We start from the raw sequence: 16,280 nt of genomic DNA, 5'->3' as shown, positions 1-16,280 counted from the left end.
TCACTGCCTCAGTCGCGCGGCGCGCTGCGCCAGGCCTGCGTGCGCCGCACCAGGCGGTGCGTCAGCAGCGACAGCAGCAGCGTGGCGGCGATCGAGGTCAGCAGGATCAGCGTGGACATGGCGGCGGCCGGGCCGATATCGCCGGCGTCGTCCATATTGAGCACGGCCACCGAGGCCAGCACGGTGTCCGGGCTGTACAGGAAGATCACCGCCGACACTGTCGTCATGGCCGAGACGAACAGGTAGCGGGCATTGGCCAGCACCGTCGGCAGGCAGATCGGCAGGGTGACGCGCCAGAAAGTGCGCAGCGCGCCGACCTTGAGCGAGGCCGATACGGCTTCGAAGACCGGGTCGAGCTGGCCCAGCGCCGAGACCGAGGTCAGGTGCGCGGTGGTGGCGCAGTGCATGATGGTGCAGAGCACCAGCAGCGCCATGCCACCGTACAGACCATGCAGCGGGTTGGCCGGGTGGTTGAAGAAGAACACGTAGCCGAGGCCGAGCACCAGCCCGGGCACCGCCATCGGCAGCAGGATGCACAGGCGGATCAAGGGGTGCGTCCAGGCCGCCAGGCGGCCGGCGCGGGTCTTTTCCAGCAGCCAGGCGCCGGTGAAGATCAGCGCGGTGCCGAACACAGCGGTCAGCGTGGCCAGCTTCAGGCTGTTGCGGTAGGCCAGCCAGCCGCCTCCGTCCATATTGTCGAAATCATAGTTGCGCAGCGTCAGCTCCAGGTTGTAGGGCCACAGCTTGACCAGCGAGGCGCCCACGGCGGTGGCCAGGATCAGCAGGATCCAGCCGGCCACCAGCAGCGCCAGCAGCAGGAAGGCGGCGTCGCGCAGGCGGTTGGCGCGTGGCGCATAGGGCTGGGCGCGGCTGGCCATCTGCGCATGCTGGCGCCGCTGTACCAGCCGCTCCAGTCCGAAGGCGAGCACGGCGGGCAGCAGCAGCAGCAGGCCGATCACCGCGCCGCGCGCGAACTGCTGCTGGCCGACCACGGCCTTGTAGGCTTCCACCGCCAGCACCTGGTAGCTGCCGCCCACCACGGTGGGCACGCCGAAGTCGGTGGCGACCAGCGTGAAGACCAGGGCGAAGGCGCCGAACAGGCCATAGCGTGCGCCGGGCAGCGTGACCGTGCGGAAAGTGCGCCACGGCCCGGCGCCCATGGCGCGGGCGGCGTCGTAGAGACGGCCGTCGGCCAGCGCCAGGGTGGCCAGCAGCGGCATCAGGGCATAGGGGAAGGTGTAGAACGCCTCGCCGGCGACGATGCCCCAGAAGCCGTAGATGCTGCCGCCCACCCAGTCCTTGAACAGGCCCTGGTTGCCGAACAGGTAGACCAGCGCGATGCCCGGCAGCAGCGAGGGTGCGAACAGCGGCAGCATGGCCAGCGCGCGCAGCACGCCGCGCAGCGGCAGGCGCGTGCGCTGCATCGCATAGGCGAAGGCGAAGGCCAGCGGTACCACGATGGCCGCCACGGTGGCGGCCACGGCCAGGCTGCGCCCCACCATCGGCAGGAAATTGGCGTCGCCGAGCACGTGCGCCACCAGCGCCAGCCCGTGTTCGCCGCCACGCGCGGTGGTCACCAGGCCGGTGGCCTGCAGCAGCATCGCGGCCAGCGGCAGCAGCAGGCCGAGCAGCAGCAGCGCCAGCCAGGCCAGCTTCATGCTGCCCAGCACGGCGCCTTCGCCGGGCGCGCGGCCGCGGCGGGTGGCGGGAGCGGCGGCAGCCGGCGTGGCGGCCCTCAGTTCACGCGGGATCGTCGACATGGCCGCCTCACGCATAGACGCGCAGGCCGTCGCGCTGCAGCGCGATCCAGAGCTTGCCGCCGCCGGCCGGCAGCGCTGCCGAAGGGACTTCGGCAACCACCGGGGTGTCTTCGAGGCCATCCAGCGCCAGCGTGACGCGGCTGCGGCTGCCCAGGTAGAGCTGGTCGGTGATGCGCGCCAGGTGCCGGTTGGGCATGCCTTCGGGGGCATGCAGGGTGACGGCTTCGGGGCGGCAGAACAGGCGCGCGCGGCCGCGCGGCGCGGCCTGGGCGGGGCACAGTTGCAGCGGCTGGCCGGCCAGGCGCAGCGAACCGTCGCCGGCATGCTCCAGCGGCAGCCAGTTGGCCTGGCCGACGAAGCCCGCCACGAAGGCGGTGGCCGGGGCGGCGTAGATGTCCTGCGGCGCGCCGGTCTGCTCGATGCGGCCATTCGACATCACCGCGATGCGATCGGCCATGGCCATGGCCTCGTCCTGGTCATGCGTGACCATCACCGTGGTGACGTTCAGCTTGCGCTGCAGCCGCCGCAGTTCCACGCGCAGGTGCTCGCGTACCTGCGCGTCGAGCGCCGACATCGGCTCATCGAGCAGCAGCAGGGACGGCGCCGGGGCCAGCGCGCGGGCCAGCGCCACGCGCTGCTGCTGGCCGCCGGACAGTTGCGCGGGGTACTTCTCTTCGCTGCCCGCCAGGCCGACCAGGGCCAGCATCTCGGCGACGCGCGCGCGCAGCCGGGCACGGTCGGTGTTGCGCGAATCCAGTCCATAGGCGACGTTCTGCGCCACCGTCAGGTTGGGGAAGAGGGCGTAGGACTGGAACACGATGCCGTAGTCGCGCTCGCGCGGCGGCGCTTGCGTGATGTCGCGGCCGCCGGCCAGGATCTGCCCGCCGTCGCAGTCCTCCAGGCCGGCCACGATGCGCAGCAGGGTCGTCTTGCCGCAGCCCGAAGGGCCGAGCAGGCAGACGAATTCACCTTGCGCCACGTCCAGCGAAACCCCGTCGAGCGCGGTGAAGGCGCCGAAGCGGCGCGAGATGCCGCGCACGGACAGGAAGGCGGGGCTGGCGGTGCCGGCTTGGGGGGCGTTGGGGGGCTGGGACATCGGCGCAAGCGTGGTGGTTGACGCCTTGCACTGTAGCCAGCCGACATGTAGGCACCGTGGCAGTTATCGCAAAAACGCCGATGCGGTCATTGCTGGTTTTGCGATGGGCCACCGCGGCGGGTGGCGGGCACGGGTGGCGCAAGCCCCGCCGGCGGGTGGCGGACGGCCGAGCCGATGGTCTATCGGGCGAACGTCCGCACCAGGGCCAGGAAGGCGGCGATCAGGCGCGCCTCGCGCCGGTCCTGCAGGCAATAGAGGTATTCGCTGAGTTCGGGTGTGGCGCCGGCGAAGGGGATCACGCGCAGCTCGGGATGGTCCGGTACCTCGTGGCGGGCGATCACGCTGACGCCGAGGTCGCGCAGGATGGCTTCGCGGATGGCCTCGCGGCTGCCGATCTCGAGCGTGGCGCGGGCGCTGACGCCGGCCTGCGCGAGCATGGTCTCGGTCATCGCGCGGGTGATCGAGCCCGCTTCGCGGACCAGCAGGCGGCAGTCCGCCAGCGCCTGCAGCGGCAGGCTGGCGCGGCCGGCCAGGGGGTGGCGGCGGTGTACCACCAGCACCAGCGGGTCGCGCGCCAGTTCGAGGCGCAGGAAGCGCGCGTCGTCGGCACGGTGCGACGACAGGGCCACGTCGACGCGGTACTCCTGCAGCGCCTCGAGCATCTGCACCGAATTGCCGGTCTCGATGCTGACCTCGATGCCCGGGTGGCTGCGGCAGAAGCGGTCGACGATGTCGAGCACGTAGTAGGGCGCGGTGGCGCCGATGCGCAGGTGGCCCGAGCCGAGGTCGCCGGAATTGCGCAGCATGAAGTCGATCTCGGTCTCCTGGCGCACCAGTTCGTCGACCAGGGGCATCAGGCGCACGCCGGCATCCGACAGGGCCAGGCGGCGCCCGCCGCGATGGAACAGCTCGACGCCGTAGGCCTCTTCCAGCGCGCGGACCTGCGAGGTGACGGTCGGCTGGCTCAGGCCGAGCTGCTTGGCCGCCAGCGTGATGCTGCCGAGGCGGGCGACCATGAAGAACGATTTGAGTTGGGCGACGAGCATCGGGGGTGGGCGGTGGGCGCGCCGGGCAGGGCCGGCGGTGCAGCGGCGCTCATTCTAGCCGAGCGGCCGAGCGCCGCGGCACGCGGCCGCCGGCCAGGCTCACAGCTGGGTGGTGTCGACGGCGATGCCCAGCTCGCCAGCCATGCGCTCGATCAGTGCCTGCAGGCGTTCCACCTTGTCGCTCAGCGCCTCGTGTTCGGCGCGCAGCGCGGCGAACTCGGCCATGGGGACGCCGCCGGCGGTGCCGGCGAGGGCATCGTCGTTCGCGCCGCGGCCGACGGCGTCCGCCGCCGCCATGGCGTCGATGGCGACCTCGCCGCACAGCAGGTGCGTCCAGCGGTGTTCGCGTTCCCCCGGCATGCGCGGCAGCTTGACCACGCGCGCCGGTTCGCCGTCGGCCAGTTCGTCGAGAAAGGCTTCGACCGAGGACGTGTCGGCAAAGCCATGCAGGCGGGCGGTATTCAAGCGCAGTTCGGCGGCCGTCTGCGGGCCGCGCAGCATCAGTACCGCGAGGATGGCGGCCGACTGGCTGGGAATACCGAGCACGCGGCCCATATTGTGTTCGAAGCGGGTCACGCGGCTGCTGCTGCCTTCCATGGCCAGGCTCAATTGCTTGAGGCCCTCGATGGCTTGCAGCACCTCGGTCTCGCTGACATTCATGACCGGCGCGCGCGCGGTCTTCTGGTTGCAGCCGGCGGTGAGCGCGTTCAGGGACAGCGGATAGGTGTCTGGCACGGTGTGCTGCTTCTCCAGCAGCACGGCCAGCACGCGTGCCTCCAGGGGCGTCAGCGGCCGCATGGCCGGGCGGGCGGTGGATGGGGCTTCGGTTTGCATGGTCGGTTCCGCGGGTTGCTCGCCTCGCCCGCAGCGCGCGCATGCCGCGCCGCGCTCCGGGAGAGGCATGTTGGAGCCGGCGGGCGCAGCGCCACGACTGCGCGGGGCCGGCCGGCGAGCGACATGATAGCCGCGATTGCCGGGCGCGGGCCTAAAGCGGCTCCCGGCGGCGCGAGAAGTAGCGCGCGGGAGAGTCGCCGAAGGCCTTGCGGAACATGGCGATGAAGTTGCTCGGAGTGGCGTAGCCGAGCGCTTCGGCCACGTCGTTGACGGCATCGCCGCCCGCCAGGCGTTCGAGCGCCAAGGTCAGGCGTGCCTGCTGGCGCCATTGCTGCAGGCTCATGCCGGTCTCGGCCAGGAACAGGCGCCGCAGCGTGCGCTCGGACAGCCCCGCCTCGCCGGCCAGCGACGCCAGCGTGCGCGCGTCGGCCGGCTGCGCCAGCAGCGCCGTGGCAACGCGCAGCAGCCTGCGGTCGGACGGCATCGGCAGGTGCAGCGGTTCGTGCGGCGCCAGGCGCATCTCGTCGAGCAGCACCGCCACCACCCGCTCCTGTTCCGGCAGCAGGTGCTCCGCCTGCGACCACGAGGTGGCCCGGCGCACCAGCGCGCGCAACAGCTCGCTGACGCCGAGCACGCGGGGCTCCGGCGGCAGTCCGCCGCTGGCGGCCGGCGTCAGCATCACGCCCCAGCCGCTCAGCGCGCCGCTGATGCTGACCTTGTGCTCGATGCCGGGCGGCAGCCAGCCGGCACGGTGCGGCGGCAGGATCCAGGAGCCGTGCCGGGTGCGCACGTGCACCAGCCCGTTCTCGATGCAGAAGAACTGGCCGCGCAGGTGCCGGTGCCAGCCGTATTCGCGCGTGCCGAGGCGGAACTCGCTCTGCGCGGCTTCCGAGCCCCAGAAGGCGACCAGCGCGGGGCCGTCGGCGCGGTCGCTCAGGTCGCGCAGGGCGAGGACGGTCTCGCTCTCCGGCGGCGTGGCCAGGAGCGTGGCCCGGAGCGGCTGGCGAGGCTTCCCGTGGTCACCGCCGCGCCGCTTGTCCGGAGCGCCGTGCGCCTTGGCATTGGTGTCGTCGGATGCCTGGACGGATGCCTGGTCCTGTCCTTTGCGGCCTGTCGTGCGTGGCATTTCCCGTGGCATCTCCTGCAGGGTGGGGATAGGCCGCCGCGCGAGGCTTTCCCCGGGTTGGCCGAATTGCATTAATTATCGTCCGAATATCGTTATCGCGGAAAGGCGCGGCCGGGCTACCTTTGTCGGCACGGCGCTGCGGCATGGGCCGCCGCCGGTCACAGGAAGAATCCACGATGAAGGGTCTACACGTTTCCATCATCGGCGCGGGCCTCGGCGGCCTGTGCCTGGCCCAGGGCCTGCAGCGCGCGGGCATCGCCTTCGACGTCTTCGAGCGCGATGCGCGGCCGGACAGCCGCGCCCAGGGCTACCGTATCCGCATCGATGCCGACGGGCAGCGCGCGCTGTCGGCGTGCCTGCCGCCCGGCCTGGACGTGCTGTTCCGGCACAGCTGTGCCGTCGCCGCCAGCGCGGGGAGTTTCTTCGACACCGGCTTGAGGCCGACGCGTGGCAGGCCGGCGCCCGGCTGGCGGCGCACGGTGGACGAGGCCGGCGCGCCTGCCGGTGGCGACCTCAGCGCGCACCGGCAGACGCTGCGCGAGATCCTGCTGTGCGGCATCGAGAGCCGGGTGCATTTCGGCAAGTCCTACCTGCGCCACGCGCCGATGGGGCAAGGCGGCCTGCGGGTGGCGTTCGACGATGGCACGGCGCTGGCCACCAGCGTGCTGGTCGGCGCGGATGGCGTGCATTCCCCGGTCCGCGCGCAACTGGCGCCGGCGGCCGCGCCGGAGGACACCGGCGCCGTCTGCTTCTACGGCCGCAGTGCCGCCATGCCAGCGCTGCGGCGCGATGCCGGCGCGGCCGGCGAGGCGTTGTGCCAGGGCACCTCGGTGATTTTCGCCGATGGCTTTGCCGCCATCCTCGACCCCATGCGTTTCCGCGAGCCGCTGCCGCAACTGGCCGCGCGCCTGGCACCGGGTTGCCGGCTCGGCGCGGTCGAGGACTACTTCTATTGGGCCGTGATCGGCCCGCGGGCGCGCGTCGGACCGGCCGATGCCGAAGCGACGCCTGCACGGCGCTTCGCGCAGGTGGCCGGACTGGTCGCCGACTGGCATCCGGCGCTGCGGACGGTGTTCGATCAGACCGACCCGCGCAGTATCGCCATGCTGCCCGTGCGCAGCGCGCGCCAGCCCGCCCTCTGGCCGGCCGGGGAGGCAACCCTGCTCGGTGACGCGGCGCATGCGATGTCGCCGGCTGGCGGAGTCGGAGCCAATACGGCGCTGCAGGATGCCGCGGAGCTCGCCGCATGCCTGGCTGCGGTGGCAGGTGGCTATCAAGCCCTGCCGGCGGCGCTGGGGCGGTACGAGGCGGGCATGCGCGAGCGCGCGGCGGCTGCGCTGGAGGCCTCGGCCGCGGCGGCGGCACGCCTCGCCGCTGCCATGGATGCCGCGGACGCGGCTTGAAGAAGCAGAAGGAGCAATGCCATGACCCAGGTATTCGAGCACGCCACACCGTTTACCGTTCACGATATCGCCGCGTTCCCGCTGGTCTGGACCCGGCGCGAGGCCGTCCGCCCGGGCTACGCCGCGCAGTGGGAGCGGGAGATGGACGAGCTGCTGCGGCAGCAGTTTCCCTTCGTGATCCTGATGCCGGAGCGCCAGGCCGAAGAGGAGCATGCGGACCGCAAGGTACGTGCGCTCTGGCTCAAGCGCAACAAGGAGGCGCTTGCCCGCCTCTGCAAGGCGGTGATCGCCGTCGAGCCGGATGCGCTCAAGCGCGTGGCCCTGAATGCACAGGCAGCGCTGGCGGTGAAGGCCTTCGGCGTACCGATGGCGATCGCGCCGTCGGCGCAGGCAGCGCAGGAACTGGCCAGGGAGCGGCTGGCCGGCTAGCCGCTCCGCCTGGCCGGCACACCGGCGCGGCCGCGGTCTACGCGGATGGCGAAGCCTGGCACGCCGACTGCCGGCAGCACCTATGCTGGTGGCAGTGGCTACGCCCACGTGAAGGAGAGACCGATGACGACGATCTGGACAGTGGTTGCGGACGGCAGCCGGGCACGGGTGTTCCAGAGCAACGGCCGTTCCCGCGATTTCGAGGAGATCCAGGATCTGCTGAATCCGCTCGGCAGGGCCCGCGACAGCCAGTTGCGGACCGATGCGCAGGGGCGCTTCGCTGGCAAGGGGGAGCCCTCGCATTCGATGTCGCCGCGTACCGATCCGGCGGCCAAGGAACATGAACTGTTCGCGCGCTGGCTTGGGCGCTTCCTCGACGAGGCGCGCATGGCCCGCCGCTTCGACAAGCTGCGGCTGGCGGCCGCGCCGCGTTTCCTGGGGCGCCTGCGTGTGCACCTGGGCAAGCAGGTGCGAGGCATGGTGATGGAGGAGATTCCCGGCGGACTGTGCAAGCTGGCCGCACCCGAGGTGCGCAGCCGCCTGGCCAGGCGCTGACCGGTGCCGCGCGCCCCGCCGGGGGCGCGTTCCGGTGGCCTGCCTGCACGCGCTGGGCCGTGAGCGCCGTGAGCGCCGTGAGCGCGGCGGCGCCGGTGCTAGTAGGCGCGCTCGCCGATGGGGGCGGGCGCCTGGCTGGCGCTGGCAGGCATCGGCCTGGTCGCGGCGTCGAGCTTTGCCACCGCTGCGACGACGGCCGCGCGCGCTTGCGCATCCAGCGTCAGGCCGATGTGCCCGCTGCCTGGCACCAGCGTGACGGGGATGTCGGGCCGTCCGGCTTCGGCGAAGACCTGGGCGAAGCGGGCGGCCAGGAAGACCTCGTCGTCCACGCCGGCCAGCACCGCGGCCGGTTCGCGGATGGCGCGGATGTCGTCCTGGTAGGCTTCGTCGGGCTGGAAATTCGTCACCAGGGCATAGGAATAGGTGCCGACCAGCCCGGCAGCGGATGCATTGCCGACGGCGAAGGCCACCACCGGCAGGTGGTTGTAGCGCGTGACGCCGATGCGGTTGAGCAGGGTCAGCGCGACCACGCGCGGCACGCCGACCGCCACCCAGCCGCCGGCATTGGGCCGGAAGCTGGCGGCACGGCGGCTGGTGTAGGGGGCCAGGAACAGGTAATTGTCGAACAGCGCCTGGCGCGCTCCGCCGGCCACGCGGATGGCAAAGCCGCCGCCCGAGGAGAAGCCCGCCAGCGTGCTCGGGCGCGGCGGGCGCACGCTGCCCATGAAGTCCTGCAGGTCGTCGTCGAGCTGGCCGATGTAGGCGATGTCACCGTGCGGGCCCGAGTCGCCGTGGCCGCGGATATCGAGTGCGTAGACGGCGAAGCCCGCTCCGGCGAGGCTTTGCGCCAGCGGATGCACGCTCTGGCTGTTGGCCGATGAGCCCTGCACCAGCACCACGCTGCCGCGCGCGGCAGCGCCGCCCGCCGGCGCATAGCGGCGGTAGGCCAGTTGCGTGCCGTCGCGCGCCGCATAGTGCGACAGCGGCGGCAGCGCGCTGTAATCGACATTGCGGAAAGGGTTGCTGATGCTCAGCATCGGCTGCGGCCGCGTGGGGCCGCCGAAGGCGATGGCGGCCGCCAGCGCGACGAGCATCAGCACGGCGCAGGCCGCGCAGGCCGAGAGGACGGTTCGCAGGTTCACAGGTGGCTTCTTGGTCCAGTTGCTGCGTCTGACAAGCGAAGAACGGCCGCGGAGAACGGCGGGCGGAGAACGGCGCACGAACAACGGCGCACGAACAACGTGGCCTGCAGCCAGCTGCACGCGCAGGCCAGCCTCGGACACTAGGCGCTTTCGCTCGTTCAGGCAATAGGTGCCTGCCCGGGCGGCTGGTCCATTGCGTCAGAGAAGGCGCACCGGAGCGGCGCCGCCTCCAGGTCGCAGGCCAGGAGCAACGCAAAGCCATGGCACGGCCATGGCGGGCCTTTGCAACGACGCATACGGACGGCCCGGAGGCGCGGTCCGATCGGGGGTGCCTTTCGAATGCGCCGTGGACTAGAATCCTGGGTCCGGCGCCAATCCCGGCCGCGGCGGCATCCGGCCACCGGCCACTGCGCGCCCGGCTTCAACCCAGGCATCGAACGTGACCCTCCGCAGCTTCCAAGGCAAGACCCCGCAACTCGGCGACCGTGTGTTCGTCGACGCCAGCGCCGTCGTGATCGGCGACGTCGAGATCGGCAGCGACAGTTCCGTGTGGCCGCTGGTGACGATCCGCGGCGACATGCACCGCATCCGCATCGGCGCACGTACCAGCATCCAGGATGGCAGCGTCCTGCATATCACCCACGCCGGCCCGTTCAACGCGGACGGCTTTCCGCTCACCATCGGCGACGAGGTGACCGTGGGCCACAAGGTACTGCTGCATGGCTGCACCATCGGCAGCCGCATCCTGGTGGGCATGGGTTCCATCGTGATGGACGGCGCCGTGATCGAGGACGAGGTCATCCTCGGCGCCGGCAGCGTGGTGCCGCCCGGCAAGGTGCTGGCGAGCGGACATCTCTACGTCGGCAGTCCCGCCCGCCAGGTACGCGCGCTGACCGACAAGGAGCGCAGCTTCTTCAGCTATACCGCGGGCAATTACGTGAAGCTGCAGGCGCAGCACCGGGCCGAAGCAGACCAGGCCTGAGGCCGGGCGGCGCCGTGGGCGCCGCCCGGGTATCGCCGTGCTCAGAACTTGTGGCGGATGCCGACTACCGCGCCGACCTGGTTGCGCTTGGCCGTGCCGTCGATGAAGGGGGCCGGCGCGCCATACAGGCTGTCGCCGCCGTTGACACCGAGGTTGGAGGCGACGCCCTGGCCGGCGTCGGCGCGGTTCCAGGCGAGCGCGACGTTCACGTAGGCATCGGTGCGCTTGGACAGCGCATAGTCCGCCGAGGCGACGAAGAGCCAGGGGTCGGCGCGCGTGTCGCGGAAGTCCTGGTAGTAGGCCGCGCCCTTCAGCGACAGCGCCGGCGTGGCTTGCAGGCCCAGGCCCGCCCACCACAAGTTGGCGCGCGAGTGGGGTGTCCCGGCCTGCAGCATGGCCCAGCGGTAGCCTGCGAAAGCCTTGACCGGGCCGATGGCGTAGCTGCCGGCGATTGCGGCGCGCTGTACCTTGACGTCGCGGCCGAGCGATTTATCGGTGGACGGCAAGCGCTGGTCGTAGATGGCGCCGACGCTGAACGGCCCGTCGGCGTAGCCGAGGCCGAAGGCATACTCACGGCCCAGGCGCGAGTCGCCCGGGCGCTCGCCCTCGTCGCCGTAGCCGAAGCTATACAGGGCCGATGCCGTCAGGCCACCGAAGCTGCCGGTGTACTTGATGGCGTTATTGGCGCGGCCGGCCATGCCGCGATCCTGGGACAGCATGGAATAGCGCGCCGACAGCGCCATCGGGTCGTAGGTGATGCCGAAATCGTAGACCGGCGTCTGCTGGCGTCCCAGCGTCAGGCTGCCGAACTCGCCCTGCAGGCCGACCAGGGCCTGGCGGTCGAACAGGCGCGAGCCACCGCTGGTGCTGCCGGTATCGAGGTGGAAGCCGCTCTCCAGCGTGAAGACCGCCTTCAGGCCCTGGCCCAGGTCCTCGACGCCGCGCAGGCCCCAGCGCGAGCCGGACAGGTTGCCCGACGACATGCGCACGGTGCGGCCGTCGGCGCCGGGAGCATGCCCCTGCGACGCACGGTTGAGGGCTTCGATGCCGACGTCGGCGACGCCGTAGAGCGTCACGCTCGATTGGGCATGCAGCGTGCCCGAGGCCAGCAGGGCGGCCGACGCGGCGATCAGTCTGAGCTTCATGGTTTTTTCCTCCGTTCCTGTGTTTTCACAAGCACTCCTTGTGGACCGAGGATTATCGAAGGTCAAAAATATCCGCTCAATTCCTGCGCTGCCTGGTGTTGCTGGTCTGTTTTTCGGGTGAGATTAATATTTTTCTTATAAATCAATGGCTTGATTTATTTTTAATGAAAATTATGAAAATAAACTTCCGAAAATAGAATATTCCCAACCGGCGCTGGGTCGCGCTGGGATAATCGGCATGTCCGGCATGGTCCGGCATGTCCGGCATGGTCCGGCATGGTCCGGCGTGCATGCCGGCGCCTCGAGGGCGTGTGCGGCCCCGGGTGGGACGCGCGTTCCCGCCTGGGGGGGCCAGCGAGGGAGCCGTGCCGCGCCTACAGCACCTTGCCCGGGTTCATCAGCCCGAGCGGATCCAGCGCCTGCTTGATGGCGCGCATCATGGCCAGCTCGACCTCGCTCTTGTAGCGCTGGTTTTCCTCGCGCTTGAGCTGGCCCAGCCCGTGCTCCGCCGAGATCGAGCCGCGGTGCGCATGCACGCTGTCGTGCACGATCTGGTTGACCGCTGCCTGGTTGGCGAGGAAGGCGTCGTGGTCGGTGCCTGCGGGCGGCGAGACGTTGTAGTGCAGGTTGCCGTCGCCGAGATGGCCGAACGTGACCATGCGCGCGCCCGGGAAGGCCTGCTGCAGCAGCGCGTCGGTGGCCTCGATGAAGTCGGCGATGCGCGAGATCGGCACGGCGATGTCGTGCTTGATGTTCTTGCCTTCCTCCACCTGGGCCAGCGGAATGTGCTCGCGCAGGTTCCAGAAGTCGCGCGACTGCTGCACCGATTCGGCCACGGCGGCGTCCTGGACCACGCCGGCCTCCAGCGCGGCCTGCATCATGGTCTCGAAGATCTGGCGCGCATGGTCCTCGCTTTCGCTGTCGGAGAGCTCCAGCAGCACCAGCTGGGGATAGGGCTGCACGAAGGGATAGCGCAGCTGCGGGAAGTGGCGCGTCACCAGCGTCATGCACAGCGCCGACATCAGCTCGAACCCGGTCAGCATGGCGCCGGCATGGGCCTGGGCGATGGCCAGCAGCGCCAGCGCCGCGCGCGGGCTGTCCACTGCCGCCAGCGCGGTGACGCGCGCGCGCGGCAGCGGATAGAGCTTCATCACGGCGGCGGTGATGATGCCCAGCGTGCCTTCGGCGCCGATGAAGAGGTCACGCAGGTCGTAGCCGGTATTGTCCTTGCGCAGGCCGCGCAGGCCGTCCCACAGTTCGCCGGACGGGGTCACCACTTCCAGCCCCAGGCACAGTTCGCGCGTGTTGCCGTAGCGCAGCACCGCGGTGCCGCCGGCATTGGTGCCGAGGTTGCCGCCGATGGTGCAGCTGCCTTCCGCCGCCAGGCTCAGCGGGAACAGGCGGCCGTGCTCGCGCGCCACTTCCTGCAGGTGCTGCAGCACCACGCCGGCCTCGACCGTGATGGTGTTGTTGAGCGGATCGACCTGGCGCACGCGCTTGAGCCGCTGCAGCGAGATCACCACCACCGGCCGTTCGCCGGCCGCGGCCGGGGTGGCACCGCCGCACAGGCCGGTGTTGCCGCCCTGGGGCACCATGGCCACGCGGTGCGCGTGGCAGGCATGCACCACCGTGGCCACTTCCTCGGCGCTGCCCGGGCGCAGCACGGCGAGCGCCTCGCCGGTGTAGCGCCGGCGCCAGTCGGTCAGGTAGGGCGCCAGGTCGTCGGCAGTGGTCAGCACGTGCTGCGGCCCGATGGCGGCGCGGCACAGGTCGAGGAAGGAGTCGGGGCGGAAGGCGGTGGACATGGTGTCTGCAGGGTCGGGGATGGGCCGGGAGTCAGCGGCCGCGCGCGCTGGCGCGGGCACGTTGCTTGAACGGGCGCAGGTAGAGGATGGTGCTGACGAAGCACAGCAGGACCAGGGCCACCTCGATCCAGGCGTAGGTGGCGGACGGCTGGCGGTCGCTGGTGGCGCGCACGATGCCTTCGGTGAAGTAGAGCAGGATCAGCATCGACGACCACTGCATGGTGTAGCGGTCGCGGCGCAGCACCCCGCGCAGCGGCAGCAGCAGTGGCAGGCACTTCAGGACCAGCCATGAGCCGCCCGGGCGCAGCGGCGCCAGCAGCCATTCCCAGCCGACGCACAGCAGCAGCAGGGCAACGAGGCTGCCCGCCGACAGGGCGTGCAGTGCCGGATTGTGCAGGCGGGTGTCGTCGGTGGAGGGGGCGGCCGCCATCAGCGCACTCCCGCGTCGAGCCGCAGCGCCGTCTGCGCCAGGCGGCGCCCGAGCGCGCGCGCCAGCGCGCTTTCGTCCTCGGTGACCGGGCCGCTGTTGTCGACGTGGGCGTAGTGGCTGGCGCCATAGGGCGTGCCGCCGGAGCGCGTGGTCATCAGCGCGCTCTCGGAATAGGGCAGGCCGAGCAGCAGCATGCCGTGGTGCAGCAGCGGCAGCATCATGGACAGCAGCGTGCTTTCCTGTCCGCCATGCAGGCTGCCGGTCGAGGTGAAGACGCAGGCCGGCTTGCCGGCCAGGGCGCCGGACAGCCATTGCGCCACGGTGCCATCGAGGAAGTACTTCATCGGCGCGGCCATATTGCCGAAGCGGGTGGGGCTGCCGAGCGCCAGGCCGGCGCATTCCTCCAGGTCACGCAGCTCGGCGTAGGGCGGGCCGTTGCCGGGGATGTCGGGGGCAGTGGCTTCGCTGACGGTGGAGACCGGCGGCACGGTGCGCAGCCGCGCATGGGCGCCGGGCACGCTGTCGATGCCGCTGGCGATCAGTTCGGCCAGCCGGCGCGTGCTGCCGTGGCGGCTGTAGTACAGGACAAGGATTTCGGTCATCGGGGAGCGGAGCGGGCAGATGGTGTCGGGCTCTGGTCGTGCTTGGGTCGCGCCTGGGCCGGCTCTGGCCGGGCTGGTGCCGGGCACGCAGCAGGCCGGTCCGCTGCGGGCGGGCCGGCAATAGCGGTTATTATAGATGTGGCCCCGGCGCCAGCTCCGGCTGCGCCGGGCCATCGTCATCGAAGCTGGAGCCGTGCCCCCAATGTCCTCCGTCCGCCTGAACCGCCTGCGCCGCGGCTGGAACCTGCAGAAGCTGCGCGCGCTGCTGCGCTATGTGCTGCGCCGCGCCGGCGAAGACAAGCTGCCGCAGGTTGCCTCGAGCCTCACCTTCACCACCTTCCTGTCGGTGGTGCCGGTGCTGACTGTGGCCTTCGCCCTGCTGGCCGCCTTTCCCGTGTTCCGCGACTTCCGCGCGCAGATCGAGGCCTTCCTGTTCCAGAACCTGATTCCGGGCAATGTCAGCAATTCGATCTCGAGCTACCTGGGGCAGTTCTCCCGCAGCGCGCGCGGGCTGACCGCGATGGGCCTGGGCGGCCTGATGGTGACCGCTGTGCTGACCATGCTGACGGTGGAGAACGCGCTCAACGCCATCTGGCGCGTGCGCCGGCCGCGCCCGCTGGCGCAGCGCGTGCTGGTGTACTGGGCGACGCTGACCTTCGGGCCGGTGCTGATCGGCGCCAGCCTGTCGATCAGTTCCTACCTGATCTCGGTCTCGGCCGGCTACGTCGGCACCATGCCGTTCGGCGTCGGCCTGCTGGTCAGCATGGTGCCGGTGCTGCTGTCGGCGCTGGCCTTCGCCTTCCTCTACACCACGGTGCCCAATGCCTACGTGGACTGGCGCGACGCCATCGTCGCCGGGCTGGTGGCGGCGCTGGCCTTCGAACTGGCCAAGCGCGGCTTCGGCTACTTCATCACCCATATCCCGACCTATACGGTGGTCTACGGCACCTTCGCCGCGCTGCCGATCTTCCTGCTGTGGATCTACCTGAGCTGGCTGGTGACCTTGCTGGGCGCCACCATCGCCGCCAACCTGCCGGTGATCCGCCAGGGCCACTGGCGCCGGCGCAGCTTCGCCGGCAGCGAGTTCTTCGACGCGCTCGGCGTGCTCTACCTGTTGTACAAGGCGCGCGACGAGGTGCCGCGCAGCGTGGGCGAACTCGACCTGGGCCGCAAGCTGCGGGTGGAGGCCGACTACCTGGCGGCGCTGCTGGGCAAGCTCAAGGCCATGCACCTGGTGGGCCGGCTGCAGCAGGAAAGAGGGCAGGCGCACTGGGCCTTGCTGTGCGATCCGAGCCAGGTGGCGCTGCGCACGCTGCACAGCCGACTGGTGCTCAACCTGCCGCGCCTGGCGCGCACCGCGCTGGCGCAGCAGCTGCAGGGCGGCGATGAGTTGAAGGCCATGCTCGACAATCCGCAGCTCGACCGCTCGCTGGAATCGGTCTTCCGCCAGGCGGAATATCCGGCCGGCGGCGGGGATGGCGGCAGCGAAGACCAGGGCAAGGGGCGCCGCCGCACCTTGGAGGTGGTGCCGCCGGGCTGGCACGGCCAGGTCTGAGTCCGTGCCGCGGGCGGGCGGCGGCCCGCCGCGCGCGCTCAGAAGGGGAGGCGGCCGCGCAGGATGTCGGCGTACATCACCCAATCGCCCATCAGGCTGTAGAGCGGGTGGCGGAAGGTGGCCGGGCGGTTCTTCTCGAAGGCGAAGTGCCCGACCCAGGCGAAGGCATAGCCGGACACCACGGCGCCAGCGAGCCACCAGGCATTGCCGCTGGCGACCAGCGCGGCCAGGCACAGCAGCGCCACCGTGGAGCCGGCGAAATGCAGGCGGCGGCAGGTGCGGTTGCGGTGCTCGTTCAGGTAGAAGGGGTAGAAGGCGGCGAAGCTGTCGAATTCGCGCGTGGATGCCGGGCGCATGGCGGTCTCCTGTT

Annotated in this window: 16 protein-coding genes; 5 read left to right on the top strand and 11 right to left on the bottom strand. The window is 70.8% G+C overall.

The annotated features are described in order from the left end of the window. Positions 1-8: 8 nt before the first annotated feature. From BKK79_RS03540 to BKK79_RS03520, 5 genes are all read right to left on the bottom strand, one after another. Complete coding sequence (locus BKK79_RS03540) at positions 9-1,760, bottom strand: putative 2-aminoethylphosphonate ABC transporter permease subunit (protein ID WP_071016264.1); 1,752 nt, start codon at positions 1,758-1,760, stop codon at positions 9-11. A gap of 7 nt (positions 1,761-1,767) precedes the next feature. Then, positions 1,768-2,856 carry a putative 2-aminoethylphosphonate ABC transporter ATP-binding protein gene (locus BKK79_RS03535; protein ID WP_071037129.1) on the bottom strand — a complete coding sequence of 363 codons (1,089 nt, stop codon included), beginning with the start codon at positions 2,854-2,856 and terminating at the stop codon, positions 1,768-1,770. Between the two features lie 179 nt (positions 2,857-3,035). Then, positions 3,036-3,902, bottom strand: a complete 867-nt coding sequence (locus tag BKK79_RS03530; RefSeq protein ID WP_071012314.1) for a LysR family transcriptional regulator — start codon at positions 3,900-3,902, stop codon at positions 3,036-3,038. Positions 3,903-4,001: 99 nt separating this feature from the next. Further along, positions 4,002-4,736, bottom strand: coding sequence for a YceH family protein (locus BKK79_RS03525; protein ID WP_071037127.1), 735 nt, complete (start codon positions 4,734-4,736; stop codon positions 4,002-4,004). Positions 4,737-4,887: 151 nt separating this feature from the next. After that, on the bottom strand, positions 4,888-5,862 hold the full coding sequence (locus BKK79_RS03520; protein ID WP_083384025.1) for an AraC family transcriptional regulator: 975 nt from the start codon (positions 5,860-5,862) through the stop codon (positions 4,888-4,890). A gap of 176 nt (positions 5,863-6,038) precedes the next feature. Between BKK79_RS03520 and BKK79_RS03515 the strand changes: the two genes are divergently transcribed. From BKK79_RS03515 to BKK79_RS03505, 3 genes are all read left to right on the top strand, one after another. Beyond that, on the top strand, positions 6,039-7,265 hold the full coding sequence (locus tag BKK79_RS03515; RefSeq protein ID WP_071037125.1) for an FAD-dependent oxidoreductase: 1,227 nt from the start codon (positions 6,039-6,041) through the stop codon (positions 7,263-7,265). A gap of 21 nt (positions 7,266-7,286) precedes the next feature. After that, complete coding sequence (locus BKK79_RS03510; RefSeq protein WP_071012320.1) at positions 7,287-7,694, top strand: hypothetical protein; 408 nt, start codon at positions 7,287-7,289, stop codon at positions 7,692-7,694. 123 nt (positions 7,695-7,817) lie between these two features. Then, positions 7,818-8,249 carry a host attachment protein gene (locus BKK79_RS03505; RefSeq protein WP_071012322.1) on the top strand — a complete coding sequence of 144 codons (432 nt, stop codon included), beginning with the start codon at positions 7,818-7,820 and terminating at the stop codon, positions 8,247-8,249. A 98-nt stretch (positions 8,250-8,347) separates the two neighbouring features. Here the strand turns inward: BKK79_RS03505 and BKK79_RS03500 are convergent, their stop codons facing one another. Next, positions 8,348-9,391: an alpha/beta hydrolase gene (locus BKK79_RS03500; RefSeq protein ID WP_232346266.1), complete on the bottom strand. Its 1,044-nt coding sequence runs from the start codon at positions 9,389-9,391 to the stop codon at positions 8,348-8,350. Positions 9,392-9,830: 439 nt separating this feature from the next. On the opposite strand from BKK79_RS03500, the gene BKK79_RS03495 reads away from it, so the two are divergent. After that, positions 9,831-10,373 carry a gamma carbonic anhydrase family protein gene (locus tag BKK79_RS03495; RefSeq protein ID WP_071012325.1) on the top strand — a complete coding sequence of 181 codons (543 nt, stop codon included), beginning with the start codon at positions 9,831-9,833 and terminating at the stop codon, positions 10,371-10,373. Between the two features lie 41 nt (positions 10,374-10,414). Here BKK79_RS03495 and BKK79_RS03490 read toward each other — a convergent pair whose 3' ends face one another. The 4 genes from BKK79_RS03490 to wrbA all read right to left on the bottom strand — a co-directional run bounded on the left by BKK79_RS03490 (position 10,415) and on the right by wrbA (position 14,355). Continuing rightward, positions 10,415-11,518 carry a porin gene (locus BKK79_RS03490; RefSeq protein WP_071012327.1) on the bottom strand — a complete coding sequence of 368 codons (1,104 nt, stop codon included), beginning with the start codon at positions 11,516-11,518 and terminating at the stop codon, positions 10,415-10,417. A 374-nt stretch (positions 11,519-11,892) separates the two neighbouring features. After that, positions 11,893-13,323 (bottom strand): FAD-binding oxidoreductase, encoded by a 1,431-nt coding sequence (locus BKK79_RS03485; RefSeq protein WP_071037123.1) that lies wholly within the window; start codon positions 13,321-13,323, stop codon positions 11,893-11,895. 31 nt (positions 13,324-13,354) lie between these two features. Continuing rightward, complete coding sequence (locus BKK79_RS03480; RefSeq protein WP_071012330.1) at positions 13,355-13,753, bottom strand: DUF2069 domain-containing protein; 399 nt, start codon at positions 13,751-13,753, stop codon at positions 13,355-13,357. Beyond that, the gene (wrbA, locus tag BKK79_RS03475) at positions 13,753-14,355 is read right to left on the bottom strand and encodes an NAD(P)H:quinone oxidoreductase (RefSeq protein WP_071012331.1); all 603 of its coding nucleotides are present in this window, start codon (positions 14,353-14,355) and stop codon (positions 13,753-13,755) included. Before wrbA ends, BKK79_RS03480 begins: the two co-directional genes overlap by 1 nt. Before the next feature lie 202 nt (positions 14,356-14,557). Between wrbA and BKK79_RS03470 the strand changes: the two genes are divergently transcribed. Then, entirely contained in the window at positions 14,558-15,910 is a 1,353-nt protein-coding gene (locus BKK79_RS03470; protein ID WP_071037121.1) for a YihY family inner membrane protein, read from the top strand. Positions 15,911-15,948: 38 nt separating this feature from the next. Here the strand turns inward: BKK79_RS03470 and BKK79_RS03465 are convergent, their stop codons facing one another. Beyond that, a complete protein-coding gene (locus BKK79_RS03465; protein ID WP_071012335.1) occupies positions 15,949-16,266 on the bottom strand; it encodes an Mpo1-like protein in 318 nt (105 codons plus the stop codon). Positions 16,267-16,280 lie beyond the last annotated feature (14 nt).

This window comes from Cupriavidus sp. USMAA2-4 (genome assembly GCF_001854305.1).
In the GTDB taxonomy this organism is placed as follows: domain Bacteria; phylum Pseudomonadota; class Gammaproteobacteria; order Burkholderiales; family Burkholderiaceae; genus Cupriavidus; species Cupriavidus malaysiensis.
This window is presented reverse-complemented; position numbering and strand designations above follow the sequence as displayed.